At 35.0% G+C, this 18381-nt stretch carries 20 protein-coding genes; 3 read left to right on the forward strand and 17 right to left on the reverse strand.

Going from position 1 to position 18381, the window contains the following annotated elements; genetic code table 11:
• Positions 1-3 precede the first annotated feature (3 nt).
• The 8 genes from dxs to Q0358_RS05560 form a co-directional block, all read right to left on the reverse strand.
• Positions 4-1866 (reverse strand): 1-deoxy-D-xylulose-5-phosphate synthase, encoded by a 1863-nt coding sequence (gene dxs, locus Q0358_RS05525; protein WP_299548507.1) that lies wholly within the window; start codon positions 1864-1866, stop codon positions 4-6.
• On the reverse strand, positions 1866-2708 hold the full coding sequence (gene fliH / locus Q0358_RS05530) for a flagellar assembly protein FliH (protein ID WP_299548509.1): 843 nt from the start codon (positions 2706-2708) through the stop codon (positions 1866-1868). The genes dxs and fliH overlap by 1 nt, the downstream gene beginning before the upstream one ends.
• The gene (fliG, locus tag Q0358_RS05535; protein WP_299548511.1) at positions 2701-3735 is read right to left on the reverse strand and encodes a flagellar motor switch protein FliG; all 1035 of its coding nucleotides are present in this window, start codon (positions 3733-3735) and stop codon (positions 2701-2703) included. Before fliG ends, fliH begins: the two co-directional genes overlap by 8 nt.
• A complete protein-coding gene (fliF, locus tag Q0358_RS05540) occupies positions 3735-5453 on the reverse strand; it encodes a flagellar basal-body MS-ring/collar protein FliF (RefSeq protein ID WP_299548513.1) in 1719 nt (572 codons plus the stop codon). Before fliF ends, fliG begins: the two co-directional genes overlap by 1 nt.
• Positions 5454-5463: 10 nt before the next feature.
• Positions 5464-6567, reverse strand: coding sequence for a histidinol-phosphate transaminase (hisC, locus tag Q0358_RS05545; RefSeq protein ID WP_299548515.1), 1104 nt, complete (start codon positions 6565-6567; stop codon positions 5464-5466).
• Between the two features lie 65 nt (positions 6568-6632).
• The gene (locus Q0358_RS05550; protein WP_299548517.1) at positions 6633-8069 is read right to left on the reverse strand and encodes a hypothetical protein; all 1437 of its coding nucleotides are present in this window, start codon (positions 8067-8069) and stop codon (positions 6633-6635) included.
• 37 nt (positions 8070-8106) lie between these two features.
• A complete protein-coding gene (locus tag Q0358_RS05555) occupies positions 8107-8814 on the reverse strand; it encodes a polyphenol oxidase family protein (protein WP_299548519.1) in 708 nt (235 codons plus the stop codon).
• Positions 8814-9803 (reverse strand): rod shape-determining protein, encoded by a 990-nt coding sequence (locus Q0358_RS05560; protein ID WP_299548521.1) that lies wholly within the window; start codon positions 9801-9803, stop codon positions 8814-8816. The genes Q0358_RS05555 and Q0358_RS05560 overlap by 1 nt, the downstream gene beginning before the upstream one ends.
• Before the next feature lie 129 nt (positions 9804-9932).
• Here Q0358_RS05560 and Q0358_RS05565 point away from each other — a divergent pair, with 129 nt between their 5' ends.
• Positions 9933-11168 carry a M48 family metallopeptidase gene (locus Q0358_RS05565; protein WP_299548523.1) on the forward strand — a complete coding sequence of 412 codons (1236 nt, stop codon included), beginning with the start codon at positions 9933-9935 and terminating at the stop codon, positions 11166-11168.
• The gene (locus Q0358_RS05570) at positions 11158-12030 is read left to right on the forward strand and encodes a HemK/PrmC family methyltransferase (RefSeq protein ID WP_299548525.1); all 873 of its coding nucleotides are present in this window, start codon (positions 11158-11160) and stop codon (positions 12028-12030) included. Before Q0358_RS05565 ends, Q0358_RS05570 begins: the two co-directional genes overlap by 11 nt.
• Here the strand turns inward: Q0358_RS05570 and Q0358_RS05575 are convergent.
• From Q0358_RS05575 to tatB, 6 genes are read right to left on the reverse strand one after another with little or no spacing between them, the layout of a single operon-like run.
• A complete protein-coding gene (locus Q0358_RS05575; RefSeq protein WP_299548527.1) occupies positions 12017-12400 on the reverse strand; it encodes a hypothetical protein in 384 nt (127 codons plus the stop codon). The two genes, Q0358_RS05570 and Q0358_RS05575, sit on opposite strands and share 14 nt — an antisense overlap.
• Positions 12394-12600, reverse strand: a complete 207-nt coding sequence (locus Q0358_RS05580) for a PP0621 family protein (protein WP_299548529.1) — start codon at positions 12598-12600, stop codon at positions 12394-12396. The genes Q0358_RS05575 and Q0358_RS05580 overlap by 7 nt, the downstream gene beginning before the upstream one ends.
• Positions 12594-13157: a 16S rRNA (guanine(527)-N(7))-methyltransferase RsmG gene (gene rsmG, locus Q0358_RS05585; protein WP_299548531.1), complete on the reverse strand. Its 564-nt coding sequence runs from the start codon at positions 13155-13157 to the stop codon at positions 12594-12596. The genes Q0358_RS05580 and rsmG overlap by 7 nt, the downstream gene beginning before the upstream one ends.
• Before the next feature lie 8 nt (positions 13158-13165).
• Positions 13166-14236: a tRNA preQ1(34) S-adenosylmethionine ribosyltransferase-isomerase QueA gene (queA, locus tag Q0358_RS05590; protein ID WP_299548534.1), complete on the reverse strand. Its 1071-nt coding sequence runs from the start codon at positions 14234-14236 to the stop codon at positions 13166-13168.
• Positions 14236-14967 carry a twin-arginine translocase subunit TatC gene (gene tatC / locus Q0358_RS05595; protein ID WP_299548537.1) on the reverse strand — a complete coding sequence of 244 codons (732 nt, stop codon included), beginning with the start codon at positions 14965-14967 and terminating at the stop codon, positions 14236-14238. The genes queA and tatC overlap by 1 nt, the downstream gene beginning before the upstream one ends.
• Positions 14967-15416, reverse strand: coding sequence for a Sec-independent protein translocase protein TatB (tatB, locus tag Q0358_RS08435; protein ID WP_317381148.1), 450 nt, complete (start codon positions 15414-15416; stop codon positions 14967-14969). Before tatB ends, tatC begins: the two co-directional genes overlap by 1 nt.
• A 100-nt stretch (positions 15417-15516) precedes the next feature.
• Between tatB and Q0358_RS05605 the strand changes: the two genes are divergently transcribed.
• Positions 15517-15849 carry a hypothetical protein gene (locus tag Q0358_RS05605; RefSeq protein WP_299548539.1) on the forward strand — a complete coding sequence of 111 codons (333 nt, stop codon included), beginning with the start codon at positions 15517-15519 and terminating at the stop codon, positions 15847-15849.
• Between the two features lie 3 nt (positions 15850-15852).
• On the opposite strand, the gene leuC is transcribed toward Q0358_RS05605, so the two are convergent.
• The 3 genes from leuC to Q0358_RS05620 are packed head-to-tail and all read right to left on the reverse strand — an operon-like array spanning position 15853 to position 18379.
• Positions 15853-17118, reverse strand: a complete 1266-nt coding sequence (gene leuC / locus Q0358_RS05610) for a 3-isopropylmalate dehydratase large subunit (protein WP_299548542.1) — start codon at positions 17116-17118, stop codon at positions 15853-15855.
• Between the two features lie 11 nt (positions 17119-17129).
• Positions 17130-17744 carry an ATP phosphoribosyltransferase gene (gene hisG / locus Q0358_RS05615; RefSeq protein ID WP_299548545.1) on the reverse strand — a complete coding sequence of 205 codons (615 nt, stop codon included), beginning with the start codon at positions 17742-17744 and terminating at the stop codon, positions 17130-17132.
• Positions 17741-18379 (reverse strand): type III pantothenate kinase, encoded by a 639-nt coding sequence (locus tag Q0358_RS05620; RefSeq protein WP_299548548.1) that lies wholly within the window; start codon positions 18377-18379, stop codon positions 17741-17743. Before Q0358_RS05620 ends, hisG begins: the two co-directional genes overlap by 4 nt.
• Positions 18380-18381 lie beyond the last annotated feature (2 nt).

Raw genomic sequence — 18381 nt, forward strand, 5'->3', positions numbered from 1 at the left:
TCCCTAGATGTATTGTTTGATGTTTTGGATAAGACTTTGTGTATCTAATCCTAATTTTGCTTCCACGGCTTCTACTTTTCCGTGTGGAATAAAAGAATCTTCAAATTCAAAAGAAATGATTTGAAGAGATAAGGCGTTTTCTTGTGCAAATGCACTTAAAATTTGTCCTATGCCACCGATTTTTGCACTATCACTAAAAATAAACCATTGTTTATGTGAAGTGGCAAGTGTTTTAAGGGCGTTTTTATCTAAAGGTTTTGCAAAGCGCAAATCTACCAAGCTAGCATTTATCCCTTGTTTTTCTAGCTCTAATAAACATTGATATGCGCGTCCAACGCCATTACCATAGCCAAGCAGCAAAATTTCACTTTTTTGTTCTTTTAAGATCTCTAATTTACCATAGCTAAAAGGTGTTGGGTTAAAAATTTCTTCTTTAAGCAAAAAAGCCTTTCTAGGATAGCGGAATGCACAAGGACCATTTGTAAAGTCTTTTGCAAATTCCACAGCTAAAGAAAGTGTTGCAAGATCACGCGGTGCAAAAAGCGTGAAATTTGGAATCATATTTAAATAGCCAATATCAAAAACGCCTTGATGTGTCTCGCCATCTTCCCCTACAATTCCTGCTCTATCAATAGCAAACTTCACGGGCATTTTCATAATGCCAACATCATGGATTAACTGATCAAAAGCGCGTTGCAAAAAGGTAGAGTAAATTGCTACAAAGGGCTTGAAGCCTTCTTTGGCGAGAGAGCTTGCCTGTGTAGTAGCGTGCTGTTCGGCAATAGCAACATCCCAAAAGCGTTTTGGATAGGCTTTTATGAGTTTATCTAATCCTGTGCCACTTGGCATTGCAGCAGTAATTCCTACAATGTTAGAATCGTTTTTTGCAAACTCTAATAGGGATTCTGCAAAAACAGAAGTGGGAGATTTTGCGCTACTTTTTGAGAGAGATTCGCCCTTTGTTGGATCAAAAGGACTTACGCCGTGCCATTGCTCTAAATGCCCTTCAGCTGGAGTGTAGCCTTTGCCTTTTAGGGTTTGCGCATGCACAACAATGGGCTTTTTTGTATTTTTGGCAAGGGTTAGCGTGTTGATGATTTCTTTTAGATTATGCCCATCAATAGGTCCTATATATTCTAATCCTAATTCTTCAAACAAAATCCCGGGCGTGATAAGCTTTAAGGATTCTTCAAAGCGTTTAGCGATATAAGTTGCATTTGGCATTTTATTAATCGCGCTTCCTATTTTATTTTTAATCCCTTGCACGAATTTGCCGGCGATGATTTGAGAAAGATATTTACTAATTGCACCAATAGGTTCTGCAATACTCATTTCATTATCGTTTAAGATAATCACCATAGGATATTTACGATCCCCTAGTTCATTTAAAGCTTCATAAGCAAGTCCTGCACTCATTGCACCATCCCCAATAAGTGCTACGGGGATTTGTTTGCTCTCTTGAAGTGCGAAAGCCTTTGCTGCACCAACTCCTAGCGAAATAGAGGTGGAGCTATGTCCTGCAATAAAGTAGTCTTGCTCACTTTCGCTTGGTTTTGTAAAGCCGCTAATTCCATCACTTTGGCGCAAAGTCTCAAAAGAATCCCAACGCCCTGTTAAAAGCTTATGCGCATAGGCTTGATGACTAACATCAAAAATAAAGGGATCTTTTGGATTGTCAAATACGCAATGCATTGCGATGATGAGTTCTACTGCACCAAGTGTGGAACTAAGATGTCCGCCATTTTTAGATACAACTTCTAAGATTCTTTCACGCACAAGTTTTGCTAGATTGTTTAAATGCGCATAATCTTCTTCATTAAATGTATTTTTGTGTAGAATCTCTAAGTATTTTGGATCAAGTGGCATTAGGCTTTATTCTCCAAAATAGATTTTTTTAAAGTTTCAAAACGCATAAAGATATTACCATCAATATTGCCTTCATTGCTTAAAATCACAACGCCTCCTTTGGCAACAGCAAGATCAGCTTCAAGGCTAACATTACTTAAATCCTTCAAAGATTCTTTAAGTTCTTCTAAATCTCCGGGAAAGACTTTAAGAGTTACTTGTGTGTTTTGAGCAATATCTTGTAAAAGTGTTCTTGCAAGAGTAGAAGCGATTTTTGCACTATTTGTGCTAATTTCAGCAGCAATAACTTCCTTTGCAATATCAAGTGCTATGGAGCTTAATTCTTTTTCTAAATTTACAATATGATTTTTGGATTCTAAAATGTTTGTATCTATGCGTTGAATACTTAGTGCATAGAGTTCTTTTTGGCTATCAATTTGTGCTTGAAGCTCCTGTTTTGCTTGCTGATAGCCTTCGTTATAGCCTTGCTCTTTTGCTTCGGTTTTTGCAAGGGAGACCTTTTCGTTAATTTCTCTTTCTTGTTTGTCAAATTGTTCTTGAAGTTTTTGTAAGGATTCTGCAAGCACATCACTTTTTTGTAAAATTTTATCCACAACTTCTGTTTCAAAGAGTTTTAAGGCAGGAGTATCAATGCTTGGCTCACTTGGTGCTGGTGCTTCTACCATTTGCATTGTTGGTGCTGGTGTAGCGGGTTTAGATTCTTCTTGTGTATTGGAATCTACATTAGATTGAGATTCTACTTTTTGAGCAACTTCCATATTTCTAAAATTATATTTTTTAATATCGTGCCGATCTTTGTGCTGTTCTGTAATGATATTTTCGTGTTCGTTAATATTATTCAATGGTATCCTCTTGTTCGCCAATTTGGATAATACCCTGCTCAGAGAGTGATTGAACGGTCTCTACGATTCTGCGTTGTGCAGCTTCTACATCTTTAACCTTAACAGCACCTAGAAACTGCATTTCTTCTAAGAATTGTTCTCCTGCTCTTTGGGACATATTTGACATAAATTTTTGTTTTAGCTCTTCTGGAGAAGCTTTAAGTGCTAAAATCAAATCTTTTTTATCAATAATTTTTAATATTTCTCTAATAGCATTATTATCAAGCTTTTCAATATCTTCAAAAGTAAACATCATTTCTTTAATGGCAACAGCAAGTTGATCATCAATTTGTTCAATATAGGCAATTGTTGCCTTTGCGGCTTTTTGTCCTAAGCGATTAAAGACTTCTGCGACAGCACGGATTCCACCCACTTCAACTTTATAACTTGTGAGTGATTCTAGTTTGTTTTCTAAAACGGTTGAAACTCGCTTGACAACATTTGGAGAAATATCCCCTAAATTTGCCATACGAATTGCAATTTCAGCACGCAAATCGTCTGAAAAGAAATTTAGTGTCTCTGCTGCATTTGTAGGATCCATATGGGCTAAAATAAGTGCGATTGTTTGTGGGTGCTCGTGGATAATGAAATCTGAAAGCTGTTGAGGACGCACGCGTGAAAGATAAGCAAAATTTTGAGAAGATTGCATAGATTTTGCAAGTTTATCCAAAACCTTTTTAGCGGCTTCTGGTCCAAGTGTGCGATATAGTAATTCTTTAGCGTATTCAAAACCACCTGTTGAGATGTATTGATTGGATTGAAAAATGGCATAAAATTCTTCTAAAATTGCTGCGGCAATGACTTTATCAACGCCGGAATTTTGTGCAATGTATTTAGAAATTTCAGTGATGGAATCTAAATCAAGATGAGAAAAAATTTCTCCTGTTAATTCATCGCCTAATTGCACAAGCAAAATGGCGATTTTTTCTGCCATTGAGAGTTCATCATATTGTGATTGTTGGCGTGGGCTTAAAGAAACGGAAGGCATTAGCGTTTTCCTCCTAGATTATCAAGTCCTAGTTCATCATGCACTAGAGTTTGGAATAGGTTTGCAAGCTCGGCTGGTTTTTCCATTGTGAGTTCTTTTATTTTTTCTAGAAGAACATTATACTTAATTTCATCTTCATTTGCACCAGCTCCAAAGCCAAGCTGATCTTCAATCCTGCGACGCATTTCATTTAAACGATCATTATTTTCTTCTTCATCTTCATCAATTTTAATAAGAGATTCTAATTCTTCTTCTTCATCAGCTTTTGCTTCAAGCATTCTTTCACTAAATGGAACAATGACTTTTTTATAGAAGAAGAATAGAATAATGCCTACAAGCACATATTTGAGCAAAGGCATAAAAGGCTCTAAAAGTTTTGCAGAAGCCTCTAGGAATCGTTCTAATGGGGTGCGCGCTTTAAAGCCAGAGAGTTGCCCATTAAGCTGGAAGTTGCTTACAGAAACTTCATCACCTCTTTGATCGTTGTAGCCGATTGCTTGACGCACAAGAGCAGAGATTTTGGTCATATCTTCTTCATTAAGTGCAATGTATTTAAGCTGTTCTACACCTTCTTCATTTAGCTCTCTCTCATAGCGACCATCTACGACAACAGCAGCGGATAATCTACGGATTGTTGCAAACTCCCCTTTAATATTTGACACGGTTTTGCTAATTTCAAAATTTGTTGTGTTTTGTGTTTTTTCGTATTTTTCCTTTGTGTTGTCATCTTCTAATCCCTGCACAGGACCAATATTACTCACAACTCCGGGAACTCCACCAATTTCTTTAGGGCGGAATCCTTCGCGTTTTTCTTCTAGGTCTTGAATACTACGCACAACATTGTTTGGATCATAGTATTCTTGCGTACTTTCTTTTTGAGCAAAGTCAAATTCAGCAGTAACCTTTGCTACAACACCCTCTCTACCACCTGCAATAGGAGATAAAATATTGACAATCTTTTCTTCTAAGGCGTGTTCAAAATCTGTTTTATAGCGGAGTTGTGCTACTGCTAGTTCTCTAGCTCCGCCAAGCTCATCAAGCTCACTTAAGGGTTCACCCTTTTCATTAACAACTTCAACATTTTGAATTGTTAAATTTGGCACAGCAGAAGAAACAATGTTTTTAATCCCTGAAATTTGTTTAGGTGTTAGAGTTTGTGCAGGTTTAAACACAAGCACAACAGAAGCAGTAGGTGGAGTTTGTTCACTAACAAACACGGTTTTTTCAGGTTGAGCTAAATGCACAGTTGCCTTTTGGATTGGTGCTAGGCTTTCAATTGTGCGTGCTAATTCTCCTTCAATGGCACGCAAGTATTTAATGCGTTGATCAAAATCTGTCGCTCCAAAGTCTTTTGTATCAAAAATCTCAAAGCCGATTTTACTGCTTTTTGGGATTCCATTGCTTGCAAGTTTCATTCTTTCTTCATAAACAAATTCTTGCGGGATGAGAATTGTATTATCTTTTGGGATTTTATAAGGGATCTTATCTTGCTGAAGTTGCTGGATAATTAATGCGCCATCTTCTGAACTAACACCCTCAAATAAAACCGCATAACCTGGGTATAAAATTCCTGCTTTATTGTTTGTAGAATTCCATACAATAAGTGCCGAGATAAAACCTACGACAACAACAATTGTTGCTAAAATCACAATCTTTTGTTTTTTGTTTAGCTTTTTATAAAGGTTTCTAATCTGTTCAAAAAGTGCTTTTAAGTCCAAAATTTAACACCTATTTTTCATTAAGATATGTTTGAAATAATGTAAAAAACTTTTGATTTTGATCTGGTGTGCCTATGGTGATTCTAATTGCATTTAAGCCATAGCTTGCTAGATTTCTAATAATCATTCCTTTTTGAAATAAAGATTCTGCAATTTCTGTGGAATCTAATGATTTCTTAAAATAATAGGTAATGAAATTTGCATAGCTTGGAGTAAAATCTAAAGAATTTTTTTTGGCAAAATTTTCAAATAAGGGCATTTGATTGAAATTATTCTCCACGCTTTTTTTAAGATGTTCTTGATCTTTAAGAGCTGCAATGGCTGCTGCAAGAGAAGGAGTGGTGATATTAAAAGGTGGGCGGAGTTTTAAAAGTGCTTGGATAATTGTAGGGTTTGCAATTCCATATCCTACACGCATTCCGCCTAATCCATAAGCCTTAGAAAATGTGCCAGTATAAATCACATTTGAAAAAGTATTAAGCAGCATTTTTGGATTAAGTGCTTTGTTGGAATCCTTTTGTTTTGCGTATTCTTGGTATGCACCATCAATGATAACTAAGCAGTTAGAATCAATTTGTTTTAAAAACTCAAACACTTCTTTGGTATCTAAGCATTCCCCTAATGGATTATTAGGGAGACAAAGAAAAATCACTGCTGGCTTGTGTGTTTTATAAGCGTCTAAAAATTCTCCTAAATTGTGTGTGTGGCTTGGTGTGCGGATAATTTCTGCTCCTACAGCTTTTGCATAGATTTCATACATTGCAAAAGTAGTTTTTGCCATTAAGACTTTGCTTGTGTGATTTGCTTTAGCGTGAATACAAAATTCAATGATTTGATCACTGCCTGCACCAATAATTAAGGTATTACTTGGAACATCAAAATGTTGAGATAAACCTTCTTTTAAAGCATACATAGAATCATCAGGATATAAATGTGCATTTTGTGCAGCTTGAATGATTGCATTGATAGCTTGTTTGCTGGCGCCAAGTGGATTTTCATTTGAAGCAAGTTTAACTACTTCATCTTCTTTGATTCCATATTCTCTAACAGCAAGCTCAATTGGACGTCCTGCTTCATAGATTTTTATAGAATCTAAAGCTGTATTAAAAGTCATTGTTTAAAACCCCAAGAAAAAATAATCTATTATTGTAGCAAAAATTTAAGCTAAAAACATAAAAACTACAAAATCATTCGCATCATATCAATAAATTGATCAATATTACCTTGTGTAACATAGTAATCTACGCCTTTTTCTCTAATTTCTGTAAGGATTGCACTGCTTGTATTTTTAGGCATAATTGCACAAAATTTTGGAGTGCAAACGCTTTCTCTAAAGAGTTCGTTGTATTTTTGCATAAAATTTAAGAGATTCATCTCGCACACTTCCCATTCCATAACAATAACATGATAATCTGTTGGATTAGAAACGCTTAAATGATTGTGTGGATCATTAGAGGTTGTGATTTGTAAATCACTATCAAAGTTTTTTAAGTATTCTTTGTAACGTTTGCTATCGTCTTTTGAGCTTTGGATTAGAAGAATGTTTTTTCTAGAAAATGCTTCTAGGTATTTTAAAAGATCAAAGAGTTTTTTTGTTTCATTGCGGATTTTGCTTTTATCTAGGCTGTGTAAAAAATACTTTAAAAATGTTTTTGAGCTATAAGTCCCTGTAATTCCAGCTTTAATGAAGAATCTTCTTACACTTAAGCTCCGTTTTGCTCTTTGCCAAAGAAGAGCGTCTAAATCATAAGCTTTTGCATTTAAGAGTTTAATAAAATCTTGTTTAAGTGCGTTAGTTAAAGGGAGATAGCCTTTTAAAAATGCTTCAAAAAATTTTTCAGAAAACTCATCTCTTACCTTAGTGGCTTTTGCGAGTTTGTCTTTTTGTTCGGAAAGATAATGAAGTAAATCCACATAGCGTTTGCGAAGTTTTTTGAGATTAATTAGAGCTTGTGCATAAGAGGCACTGCGCGTATCAGTGCGCTTTGAAAATTGATCTTCCATAGCTTTTAGAGATGTTCCTAAAGCTGCTTGTTGGATTGTAGCACTTTTAATAATGGATTGTGTTGTTTCAATAAGTTCTTCCATTTTTACGAACTCTATTTGGCGTGATAAAAAGATTTTTTCATAGGAATATTGCGGAGGATAAGAAGCCTTTTTGATAAAAGACTCATATTCTCTATCTAATGCCCCAAGTTCTGATTTTAGGTTTGTTAAAGCAGTGTTTGAAATGGTGCTGTCTAGCTCAAAAAGATCATTATAGGCAGTAAATAAAAAGCGTTTAATGCGTAAGAAATCCAAGTCTTTTTTAGAATTAATGTCTTTTTCATAGCGTTTAATGAGATTTTCAACGCCACCAAAGTGATCATAAATGCAATCTTTAATGCTGCGTGTTTGTCTAATTACAAAGGTTTGGTTGGGGTTTCTTTTAGGGCGCACGACATTTACGCGTGTTTTATCATCGCTAAGTTCAAATTCAACTTCTAAATTTGGAGAGATTTCTTTTAAATCTGCGTCCCAAACGCTTAAATCAAATTCAAAACGTCTTTTATTGTGTGCTTGTTCAATCAAACCGCGCTTTGCTTGCGCATTTAGTCCGATTAAATAACCAGTCATTCCTTAACCCTTAAAAGCCCAAACATTTTTCTTTGTATTATACCAAATATGCAAAAAGAGCAAAACGCCCACAATTGAAATCACGCCGATAAGAGAAAAATTGTTGGTGGCAACAGGTGCATTGTGGAGCGATTATGGAGGGTTTTATATAATAAGATTCTAATTGTGCTTGAATAACTGCAATTAAATCTAAATAAAGTTTTCCATTGCGTAAGATTCTACCTTTTTCTAAAGCTTCTCCCTTAAAAACTTCTTCTTTGACTGCATAGCAACAATTTCTAATAGAAGGTCCTATATAGATGAAAAGTTCATCTAGGTGAGTGTGAAATCGTTTTTGTAAAAGATTTAATGCTTGATTTAAAATTCCAACTTCTAAGCCTACACGCCCCCCATGTAGTAAGATTAAAATTTGTTTTTTTGAATCAAAGAGTAAAATAGGATTACAATCTGCAACCATAATCATTGCAATAATGCCTTTTTGTGTGATTAGGATTCCATCTCCATTGCCTAATAATCCTCCAGAATTTGCTTCTATAATTGTGTTTCCGTGAATTTGATTGAGATAGGCTAAATTCTCTAGTGTAAAAGGATAGATGATGGTTTCTCTGTTTTTTAGGATTTGTTCTTTACAATCTCTACCAGCGTGAAAGGCGATATTCAAAGGAGTGTGGCTTAAAAACGCGCGCAATCCCTTTGGGGTTTGGATATGTGTTTTTTGCACGCTTAAAAAGCTAGAATCCAACATTAAGACTCTCTATTTGCATAATTTTGCATAATCAAACACGCACCCTTAGAAATATCTAATAAGGGGTTTGGAGAGAGATGAATTGCAATTTTTAATTCTTCTTCTAAATAATCTCTAAGTCCTTGCATGAAGGCTAATCCCCCTGTTAAAACCGCCCCATCATCAATTAAGTCTGGTGCAATTTGTGGTGGGGCTTCGTGGATTGCTTCTAGAATCACGCATTTAATTTTTTCCATACTTGCTAAAAGAAGATTTTTAAAGTCATTAAGCTGTAATTCGCACGCAATAGGCATTCCATTAACTAGGTTTTTTGCACCAACGCTAATGCTGGGATTATCTGTAAAAACATTGGTGCTTCGTTTGATCATCTCTGCTGTTTCTTTGCTGATGCCTATGCTTTTATTGTGGCGACAAAACTCAATGATTGTTTCATCAATAAAATCTCCCGCTTCTTTAGTAAAAGCACTTGTAACAAGTCCTCCTAAAGAAATAATGCTAGCCTCCACAAGTCCACCACCTGCATCAATAATCATTTTTGCGCGTGAAGTGCTAATATCAAGCTCAGCTCCCACACTTGCACTAAAAGGATCTTCTATGAGAAAAACTTCTTTTGCGCCTGCAAGCATTGTAGCCTCATAAAGGGAGTGGCGTTCTACTTGTGTTAAGTTCTGTGGGATACTAATCCCAACTCTTGGATCTAAAGAACTTGTTTTGCCTTTTTCAATTAAAGCTTGCATAAAAATTTTTGTGGTTTCAAAATCGCTAATTGCTCCCTTTGAAATTGGATTAATGACATGGATTTCTTGTGGAGCGCGCCCTAGCATTTTTTTAGCATTATTGCCTATGGCAAGGGTGCGTATGTTATTGTATTTGGTTTCTAATGCAATACAAGTTGCTTCACAAAATAAAACTTCATCTATGTTGTTGCGCACAATAGTATTTACTGTGCCTAAATCTACTGCAATATCATTTCTTTCTAATAAAGCCATTAAAATCTCATTTAAATTTTTGGTGAATTATACATTATAAATAGCAAATTTTACGCGCTTTTGTTATAATGCAAGCAAGTTTTAGGAGTGAATTTAAAAAGAAATTCAAGGATTTTTTAAGGATTTTCAATGTTAATTTTGATGTGTTATGCGTTGTTTTTAAGTCTTCCAAGAGTGATTTTATCTGTGCTTGAGTTGAGATTTTTACACAAAGAAAGTATAAAAGAACCTTATATTTTAGAAAAAGAAAAGTTTATTCAAGCAGCACAATATGCAATTTTGCGTGAGAGAATAAGTGTATTTAATACGCTTATAGATTTGGTGTTTGTTGGGTTTTGGTTATTATTTGGTTTTAAAGCGTTAGAAAATGTTTTAGATTTTTCTCCTTTGGTAGAATCTGTGGTATTTGTGTTGTGTTTTTTGGTGGTGCAATCTTTAGTGGCATTGCCTTTAAGCGCATATCAAACTTTAGTTGTGGATAAGGCATTTGGCTTTGCTAAGGGAGGAGTAAAACTTTTTATAATAGATACGCTAAAGTCTTTTGTGTTGCTTTTAATTTTTGGTGGAATCTTAATTTTTGCATTTAGTTGGATGATTTTATATATAAAAAATTGGGAAATTTATGCTTTTGTGTTAGGAGCAGTGTTGATTGTAGGGTTAAATATGCTTTATCCTACGATAATTGCACCATTATTTAATAAATTTTCTCCTTTAGAAAACGCAGAATTAAAAGAAGCAATTCAGGCTTTGTTGATGCGTGTTGGATTTAAAAGTGATGGTGTGTTTGTGATGGACGCGTCTAAGCGCGATGGGCGATTAAATGCTTATTTTGTAGGGCTTGGCAGAGCAAAGAGAGTGATTTTGTTTGACACGCTTTTAGATAAGATCCCACTTCCATCACTTTTGGCTGTATTAGGACACGAATTGGGGCATTTTAAGCATTATGATCTTTATAAAATGATGGCTTTAATTCTTGGTTTTTTTGCAACTCTTGTGTTTTTTGTGGCAAATTTGCCAGAAGCATTGTTTATGCAAGCAAATTTAGAGCCAAGTCCGCAAGCAAACATTGTGTTTTTACTGATTTTAAGTGCGCCTTTTGGCTTTTATTTTATGCTTGTGGTAAATGCTTTAAGTTGTCAAAATGAGTTTAATGCAGATAAGTTTGGTGCAAGTTTAACAAGCAAAAAAGATCTGGCAAATGCTCTTCTTGTGCTTGTTAAAGAAAACAATTCTTTCCCTCTTGCTCATCCTTTGTATATGCGCTTTTATTATAGCCATCCTCCTTTAATGGCAAGGCTTATTGCGCTTGATTTTGGGCATTTGGGGAGAGATTTGTCTAAAGAAACACAAAAAGATGAAATCTAAAACTCCATTAGCAAAAACCATTAAGGATTTGCTTGATATTGGTGTTAAGATTTTGCAGGAAAACGCAATTTTGCGTCCGCGTTTGGAGGCGGAGATTTTATTAGGATTTGTTTTAGGGCGCAAAAGAGTAGAGTTGCACGTAAACTTTTATCAAAATGTGGAATCTTTTTTTGCAGAATCGTATTTTAGACTAATTAAACGCCGTTCAAATCACGAACCCATAGAGTATTTAATAGAAAAAGTTAGCTTTTATGGAGAGGAGTTATATATTTCTTATGGTGCGTTAATCCCACGCCCTGAAACAGAAATTTTAGTAGAAAAAGCATTAGAATTTATTGTAGATAAGAATTGCAAAAATATTGCAGAAATTGGCGTTGGGAGTGGGGCAATTAGCGTGTTACTTGCGCATTTAAGTAAGGGTATCAAAAAGGATTCTAATTTAAGTTTTCACGCAAGTGATATTTCTCCAGAAGCCTTGTTTAATGCGTATGTTAATAAAATAAAATTTAAAGCAGAAAATCTAACCTTGCACCATAGTTCTTATTTGGATTTTAATCTAAAGCTTGGTGTAAATTTTGATTTTTTGGTTTCAAATCCGCCTTATATTAAAAAAGGAGAAGTGCTGCCAAAATCTCTATCCTATGAGCCACAAAACGCGCTTTTTGGAGGGGATAGGGGAGATGAAATACTTTTGAATATTATTAATTTAGCGTGGGAGAATCAGATTCCTTATTTGCTGTGTGAAATGGGCTATGATCAAAAAGAAAGTATTCAAAGGTATTTAAAGATGATCCCACATAAGAGTGTGGAGTTTTACAAGGATTTAGCAGGGCTTGATCGTGGATTTGTTATTTGCTTCTAGGGATAAAAATCACTCCATCAATGCTGTGTTTCGCGGCAGTTTCAATCTCTGTTTCTTGTGTGATTATTAAGAGAATTTTTGTATCAAAGAGATAGATTTCAGCAAGTTTTTGTAGTGTGCTTGCAAATTCTAAATTGTCAGTTAGTAAATGGCGCGCATTAAGATTAACTAGAAGCAAAGCTTCTGTAATGTTTGTTGGGATTGCGCTAAAGTCTAGGTGATTGTCTTTGCAATATTTTGCTAACTTAGTGATAGAGTCGTTGTTTTCTAGGATTAAAAAATCATTAGGGAGAGAATTTTTTATTTCTGTTTTTTCTTTTATGAAGACTAGGTTTAAAGGCGTAATTAAAGAGTGGTTTAAGATTAACATTTTGAGCATTCCTTAGAGCAGTAATATTTGCCATCTTGGATAATGGCTTCATCACTTGAAACATAAGTCGCGCATTTTGTGCATTCTAGCATTATGGAATCTTTTTTGTGTTCTTGGTTATTTATATGGGCTTTTGGCTTTCTAAAAAAGAAAAAATAGATTCCAACAATACAGAGTGCAAAGATTATCCACTTTAACATAAAATATCCTTTCCATTGATAATAAGGTATTGCAATAAAGAGTGTGTTAGGCGTGTGTGTTTAAGATCTTTTGGGATTTCATTTTCCACATTTGAGCCTTTGTAGAGTAAAAGTGTTGTTGTATCCTGTATGCAGTGTTTGCATTTTTGAATTAAAATCTCTGTGGCAAAAGTCGCCCTTGATGTAATAAGATCAGGTAAATTTTTAGGGGTTAGAGATTCTATCTTTTTGCGTTCAATGCTTAAATTTTTGAGCTTTAGAGTTGCCTTTATATTTTGTAAAAAGGCGGCTTTTTTGGCGTTTGGCTCACAAAGAATTGTTGGAAGATTTAGCGCAATGTGTAAAGGGATTGCTGGGAAACCATTACCGCTGCCAATATCAAGAAGCAAGCGTTTATTTTTCAAATCAATTTGACTTAAAGGATAAAGAGAATTTTCAATATTTTTTTGAATGCTTTTATAATCTTTTGCTCCACTTAGACTATGGATTGCGTTCCAAGAGAGTAGCATTTGTGTGTAGCTTTCTAAAAGCTCTTTTTGATTTGCGCTTAAGAACATTGACTATCCTATAAAATCAACATTGCATCGCCATAAGAATAAAAGCGATAGTTTTTTGCAATAGCTTCTTTGTAGAGTGCTAAGGTTTGCTCTAGTCCTATAAAAGAAGCAACAAGCATTAAAAGCGTGCTTTTGGGCAGATGGAAGTTTGTTAAAAGTGCGTGAGTGGCTTTTGGTGGGTTTTTTGGGTGCAAGAATAAATTGCATTCTCCATTTAAGGCTTTGCCTTGTTTAAAAGCTTCATTTCTTGCGTAAGTTTCAATTGTGCGTGCTGCAGTTGTGCCAATAGCTGTAATGTGTCTTGCTTCTTTGATTTTTTGTGCGGAATCCTGTGGGATTAAAAAGGATTCTGTGTGCATTTTATGTTCTAAAATATTTTCTGCACTGACACTAAGAAAAGTCCCAGCACCTGTGTGTAATGTGATTTCTGTAGTGTTAAAATGTTTTTTTAGATTAGTATAGGCTTTTTTACTAAAATGCAGTGAAGCAGTGGGAGCGGCAATTGCTCCTAAGTGTTTTGCAAAAACGCTTTGATAATCTTGTTTATCTTCTTGTGTATCCTCGCGTTTGATGTATGGAGGCAAGGGAATGTGTCCTTTATGCTCTAAAAAATTAAAAAAAGCATCACGACTAAGAGGAATTTCTTTGTCTTCTTTTGTGAAAAATTCTGCTTCTTTAAATCCGATTCCAACATTTTCTAAATTGTTTAAAATCCTAGCATATATACCGCCAAAGTCGATGAGGTTACCTGCTTTTAAGCGCCCTTTAAATTGCATTAAATAGCGATTTTCATCAAGTTCTTTGTGAAAAAGTGCTTCAATTTTTGCCCCATTTAGGTTGGAATCCTTTAAGATTTTTTTACCATAGATTCTAGCAGGCAAAACTTTAGTGTTATTAAAAACTAGCAAAGTATCTTTAGGCAAAAAGCTTGTAAAATCTCTAAAAATGCTATGTGTAATGCTACAATCTTTGCGATTGAATACAAGAAGTTTTGCTGCTTCTTTTGGAGTAATGGGGGTTGTTGCGATGCATTCTTTTGGGAGTGTATAGTCATAACTTGATAGGGCTAAAGTATCCATTAGTCTTCTTCAAGTTCTTCTTTATAGGGATTTACCATTTTTGCAATCATAATAGAAAGCCCATAAAGTAGAGTTAAAGGGATTGCCATTAAAAATTGTGAAAGCACATCTGGAGGAGTGAGAATAGCCGCTAAAATAAAGATAAAAACAATGGCGAATTTAAAATAATCTTTTAGTGTTTTGTCGGTTACAAGTCCTATTTTTGCTAAGAAAAATGTAATTACAGGAAACTCAAAAGATACACCAAAGCCTACCATTAGTTTTGCAAAAAATCCTACATAATCCCCAATGCTAGGGAGAGCAGTAAATAGCTGACTACCAAAGTTAATTAAATATCCAAAACCAATAGGAAAAGCAATATAATAGGCAAAGGCGCAACCACATAAAAAGAAAAATGTCCCAAAAATCACAAAAGGAATTACAAGTTTTTTTTCATTATCATAAAGACCAGGTGCTACAAATGCCCAAATTTGCCAGAAAATTACTGGAAGAGCAAAAATAAATCCACTAAAAAATGCAACCTTTATTGCTGTAAAAAATGCTTCTCCAACTTGCGTAAAAATCACGCTTTCTCGCCCTTTTGGTAAGGCAGTGCTTAAAGGTGCTACCATCCAATCTAAAATGATCTCCCAGAAATAAAAAGACACCGCAAAGGTTACTAAAAGCGCAATAGTAATACGGATTAAGCAACGGCGCAAATCCTGAATATGAGGCTTTAAATCTTCAAGCATTAAGATTCCTTTTTGAGATTTTCACCAAAGTTTAGTGTGGTTGTATTGTTTGTGTTTAATTTGACTTCTCTTGTCTGTGTTTTGGATTCCAACTTTTGTTCTGTGGAATCACTTTTTGAATCTTGTGGTTTTTCTGTGTTTTGTGGCAGTATTTGTGTTTTGGAATCTTCTAGGGGATTTTCATTTAAGTTGAGCGTTTTTAAGTCAAACTCTTTTGTGAGATTTTGCGCACCTTGTGTAATGCTATTTTTGTAGGCTAGAGCTTCTTCTTTGATTTTGCTAAGATTAATTTCTTTATCTAAACTTTCTTTAGCATCTTCCATTGTTTTTTTAACAGCACGAAAAAACTTTGCCATATCTACAAGTGCCTTTGGCAGTTTTTCTGGTCCTAAAAAGATAATTGCCACAACTGCAACCATTAAAATTTCAAAAAATCCCATTCCAAACATTGCTAAATTGCCTTTTTTGTTAGCTAAACTTGAGATTTTATCTAATTTTGGAATAAAGTGTGCTTAGAAAGAATTAGAATTTTACTAAGAAGGTGCAAAAATGATGGATGAATTTTTTGGCAAGGGAATGCTTAAAAAGGTATTGTTTGTGAGTTCTTTAATTGGAATTTTAGTGGGTTTTAGTGGATGTATTTCAGCAAAAGCAGATGCGTTTTTATTGGGGGCTGGAATAGGTGCTGGCACAACAGCGTATTTTTTAAATGGTGGAAGCATAGCAGGATATAGTCTGCGCTCTTTTCAAAATGGAAATAGAAATCCCGCGACACAACAATACAGAGATTTCACAATCCCTAGCGAGTTAGAGTGGCAATATATGGGAGAAGAGATCTTCTCTGAAGCGCAACTTCAACAAGTGCAGCAAAGATTTTATTAATCTTTATTGGCGCGGATCGGCAATCTTACCTTTAATCGCACTTATTGCAGCAACTGCGGAGTTTGCAAGATACACTTCAGAATTTTTAGCACCCATTCTGCCTACAAAATTGCGATTTGTGGTAGAAACGCAGCGTTCATTATCTCCTAAAATCCCCATATATCCTCCAAGGCAAGCACCACAGGTAGGGTTAGAAATTAATGCGCCAGCTTCTAATAAAATATCAATATATCCAAACTTGTGCGCGTCTTTATAGATTTGTTGCGTTCCTGGAGTAATAATTAAGCGCACATCTTTATGCACTTTTTTACCTTTTAGAATTTCGCTTGCAATTTTTAAATCGCTTAATCTTCCATTTGTGCAACTTCCAATAAAGACTTGATCAATCTTTAAATCATCTTTGATTGCTTGTGAAATACTTTTACCATTGCTTGGTAAAAAAGGATATGCAACAATAGGTTCAAGTTTGCTAATATCAATAGTTAAGGTGCGTGTATAATTGGCGTCTAAATCAGAAAAAAACTCTTTAGGACTCGTGCGCAAACTTGGACGACTTGCTAAAAATTCTCGCGTAATGGAATCTGGTGCAATGATTCCATTTTTTGCGCCGGCTTCAATTGCCATATTGCAAAGAGAAAATCTATCGTCCATACTTAAATAAGAAATCCCCTCTCCACAAAACTCCAAAGCCTGATATAATGCGCCATCAACTCCAATTTGGCGGATAATTTCTAAGATTAAATCTTTGCCATAAATGTATTTTGCAGGTTTTCCTATAAACTCTATTTTAATGGAGCTTGGCACTTTAAACCAATTTCTTCCTGTAATCATTGCATAGGCTAAATCAGTGCTGCCCATTCCCGTGCTAAAAGCACCTAATGCGCCGTGTGTGCAAGTATGAGAATCTGCTCCAATAATCACATCTCCACTAACAACAAGTCCTTTTTCTGGCAAGAGAGCGTGCTCAATTCCCATATCCTTTTCATCAAAAAAATATTTAAGATTATGTTTTTTTGCAAAATCGCGGCTAATTCTTGCTTGATTAGCACTTGCAATATCTTTTGCTGGGATAAAGTGATCCATTACAATACAGAATCCATCAGGATTTGCCAATTTTGTTGCACCACTTTCTTCAAATGCTTTAATGGAGAGTGGTGTAGTAATATCGTTTCCAATCACCATATCAATGGGGGAATCAACAATATCTTCTGCATACACCTTTTTCTTTGCGTGTTCTGAAAAAATTTTCTCTGTAATTGTTTGTCCCATTTTGACTCCTTTTAGAGATTTAATACATTTTTAAAATGACTTTGAATTTCTAAAATTTTTTGTTTTTGTAAATAGAAACTATTAGGATTTGCCACTAAATACGCGCTAATATCCATAATTGTATAATCAATTTTTAAATGATTTTGACGCATTGTATCGCCTGTTTCTACTAAATCCACAATCACATCTGCCATTCCTACAAGTGCTGCTAGCTCAATAGAGCCGTAAAGTTTGATGATTTCTACACTCATTGCTCTTTTAGCAAAAAAAGATTTGGTAATATTAACCATTTTTGTGGCAACTTTTAAATTTTGATTGGCAAAACTAAAAGAATATGAGTTTGGAGAGCCAATACAGATTCTACATTTTCCAAAACCCAAATCAAGCAAGCGCACAAGAGAATTTTTTTGTTCTTCTAAAACATCAAGTCCAACCACCCCAATATCTGCTACTCCACGCTCTACATAGGCGGGGACATCTTGATTTCTAACAAGCATAAAGCTAAAATCGCCTTTTTGCAAAATCAGCTTGCGATCTTCAAAATGTAATGGAGTATGCAAAAAGTGTTCAAAAATTTCTAGTGTTTTTTCTGCATTGCGTCCTTTTGGAAGTGCAACTTTAATCATAAATAAATCCCTTTTGATGTGAAGTTTGTTTCAATGGCTTTTTGCATTCCCTTAAAAACAAGTAAATCATCATAAAAGCAGTTTTCGAAAAAATGCGAAAGAAACTTACCATCACCACCTGTAAAATGGATTCTTTTATTTTTTGAAGTAGTGTGCAGTGTTAGGATAATAGATTTTAACATTCCATAGCTTATCGCATCTTTTGTGTTTTGTGGAAAAGTGTGCAAATCTACTGCAAGATTCATTTCTTGATCTAAGATTGAGATATTTCCAAACATTTTGCGATATTGTGAAATACCAGGCATTATAAAACCACCTAAATGGATACCTTGATGCATAACATCAATTGTTAAAGCGCTTCCAGCATCTACAATAACGCCATCATTAACCGCCATACAAGCCGCAATCCTATCCACTCCCAAGCCCTTATAAGTCGTATCAAGGCTCAAGTGGTTGCATAAATCAAAACACCTCTTATGAGAGCGCAAAAGAGCATTTGTAGAATCCTTATTAACACTAATATAAAGGATTGTTTCTTTAGGATCCTTTGGAGTGAGTGAGTGTTTATCTTCCTTCCAGACTCTTCCGCGATAATAAAAATGTAAAAAACTATTTCCAATATCGCAAAGAATCATTT

Source organism: uncultured Helicobacter sp., assembly GCF_937893305.1.
Taxonomy (GTDB): Bacteria; Campylobacterota; Campylobacteria; order Campylobacterales; family Helicobacteraceae; genus Helicobacter_D.

Excerpts from the sequence above, each read along its gene's own strand:
- hisG (WP_299548545.1), bottom strand. The coding sequence starts at position 17,744 with ATGATTAAAGTTGCACTTCCAAAAGGACGCAATGCAGAAAAAACACTA.
- Q0358_RS05575 (WP_299548527.1), bottom strand. The coding sequence starts at position 12,400 with ATGTTAATCTTAAACCACTCTTTAATTACGCCTTTAAACCTAGTCTTC.
- Q0358_RS05550 (WP_299548517.1), bottom strand. The coding sequence starts at position 8,069 with ATGACTGGTTATTTAATCGGACTAAATGCGCAAGCAAAGCGCGGTTTG.
- leuC (WP_299548542.1), bottom strand. The coding sequence starts at position 17,118 with ATGGGACAAACAATTACAGAGAAAATTTTTTCAGAACACGCAAAGAAA.
- fliG (WP_299548511.1), bottom strand. The coding sequence starts at position 3,735 with ATGCCTTCCGTTTCTTTAAGCCCACGCCAACAATCACAATATGATGAA.
- Q0358_RS05570 (WP_299548525.1), top strand. The coding sequence starts at position 11,158 with ATGAAATCTAAAACTCCATTAGCAAAAACCATTAAGGATTTGCTTGAT.
- tatB (WP_317381148.1), bottom strand. The coding sequence starts at position 15,416 with ATGTTTGGAATGGGATTTTTTGAAATTTTAATGGTTGCAGTTGTGGCA.
- tatC (WP_299548537.1), bottom strand. The coding sequence starts at position 14,967 with ATGCTTGAAGATTTAAAGCCTCATATTCAGGATTTGCGCCGTTGCTTA.
- dxs (WP_299548507.1), bottom strand. The coding sequence starts at position 1,866 with ATGCCACTTGATCCAAAATACTTAGAGATTCTACACAAAAATACATTT.
- rsmG (WP_299548531.1), bottom strand. The coding sequence starts at position 13,157 with ATGTTCTTAAGCGCAAATCAAAAAGAGCTTTTAGAAAGCTACACACAA.
- Q0358_RS05580 (WP_299548529.1), bottom strand. The coding sequence starts at position 12,600 with ATGTTAAAGTGGATAATCTTTGCACTCTGTATTGTTGGAATCTATTTT.
- Q0358_RS05620 (WP_299548548.1), bottom strand. The coding sequence starts at position 18,379 with ATGATTCTTTGCGATATTGGAAATAGTTTTTTACATTTTTATTATCGC.
- queA (WP_299548534.1), bottom strand. The coding sequence starts at position 14,236 with ATGGATACTTTAGCCCTATCAAGTTATGACTATACACTCCCAAAAGAA.
- Q0358_RS05565 (WP_299548523.1), top strand. The coding sequence starts at position 9,933 with ATGTTAATTTTGATGTGTTATGCGTTGTTTTTAAGTCTTCCAAGAGTG.
- Q0358_RS05605 (WP_299548539.1), top strand. The coding sequence starts at position 15,517 with ATGATGGATGAATTTTTTGGCAAGGGAATGCTTAAAAAGGTATTGTTT.
- Q0358_RS05555 (WP_299548519.1), bottom strand. The coding sequence starts at position 8,814 with ATGTTGGATTCTAGCTTTTTAAGCGTGCAAAAAACACATATCCAAACC.
- hisC (WP_299548515.1), bottom strand. The coding sequence starts at position 6,567 with ATGACTTTTAATACAGCTTTAGATTCTATAAAAATCTATGAAGCAGGA.
- Q0358_RS05560 (WP_299548521.1), bottom strand. The coding sequence starts at position 9,803 with ATGGCTTTATTAGAAAGAAATGATATTGCAGTAGATTTAGGCACAGTA.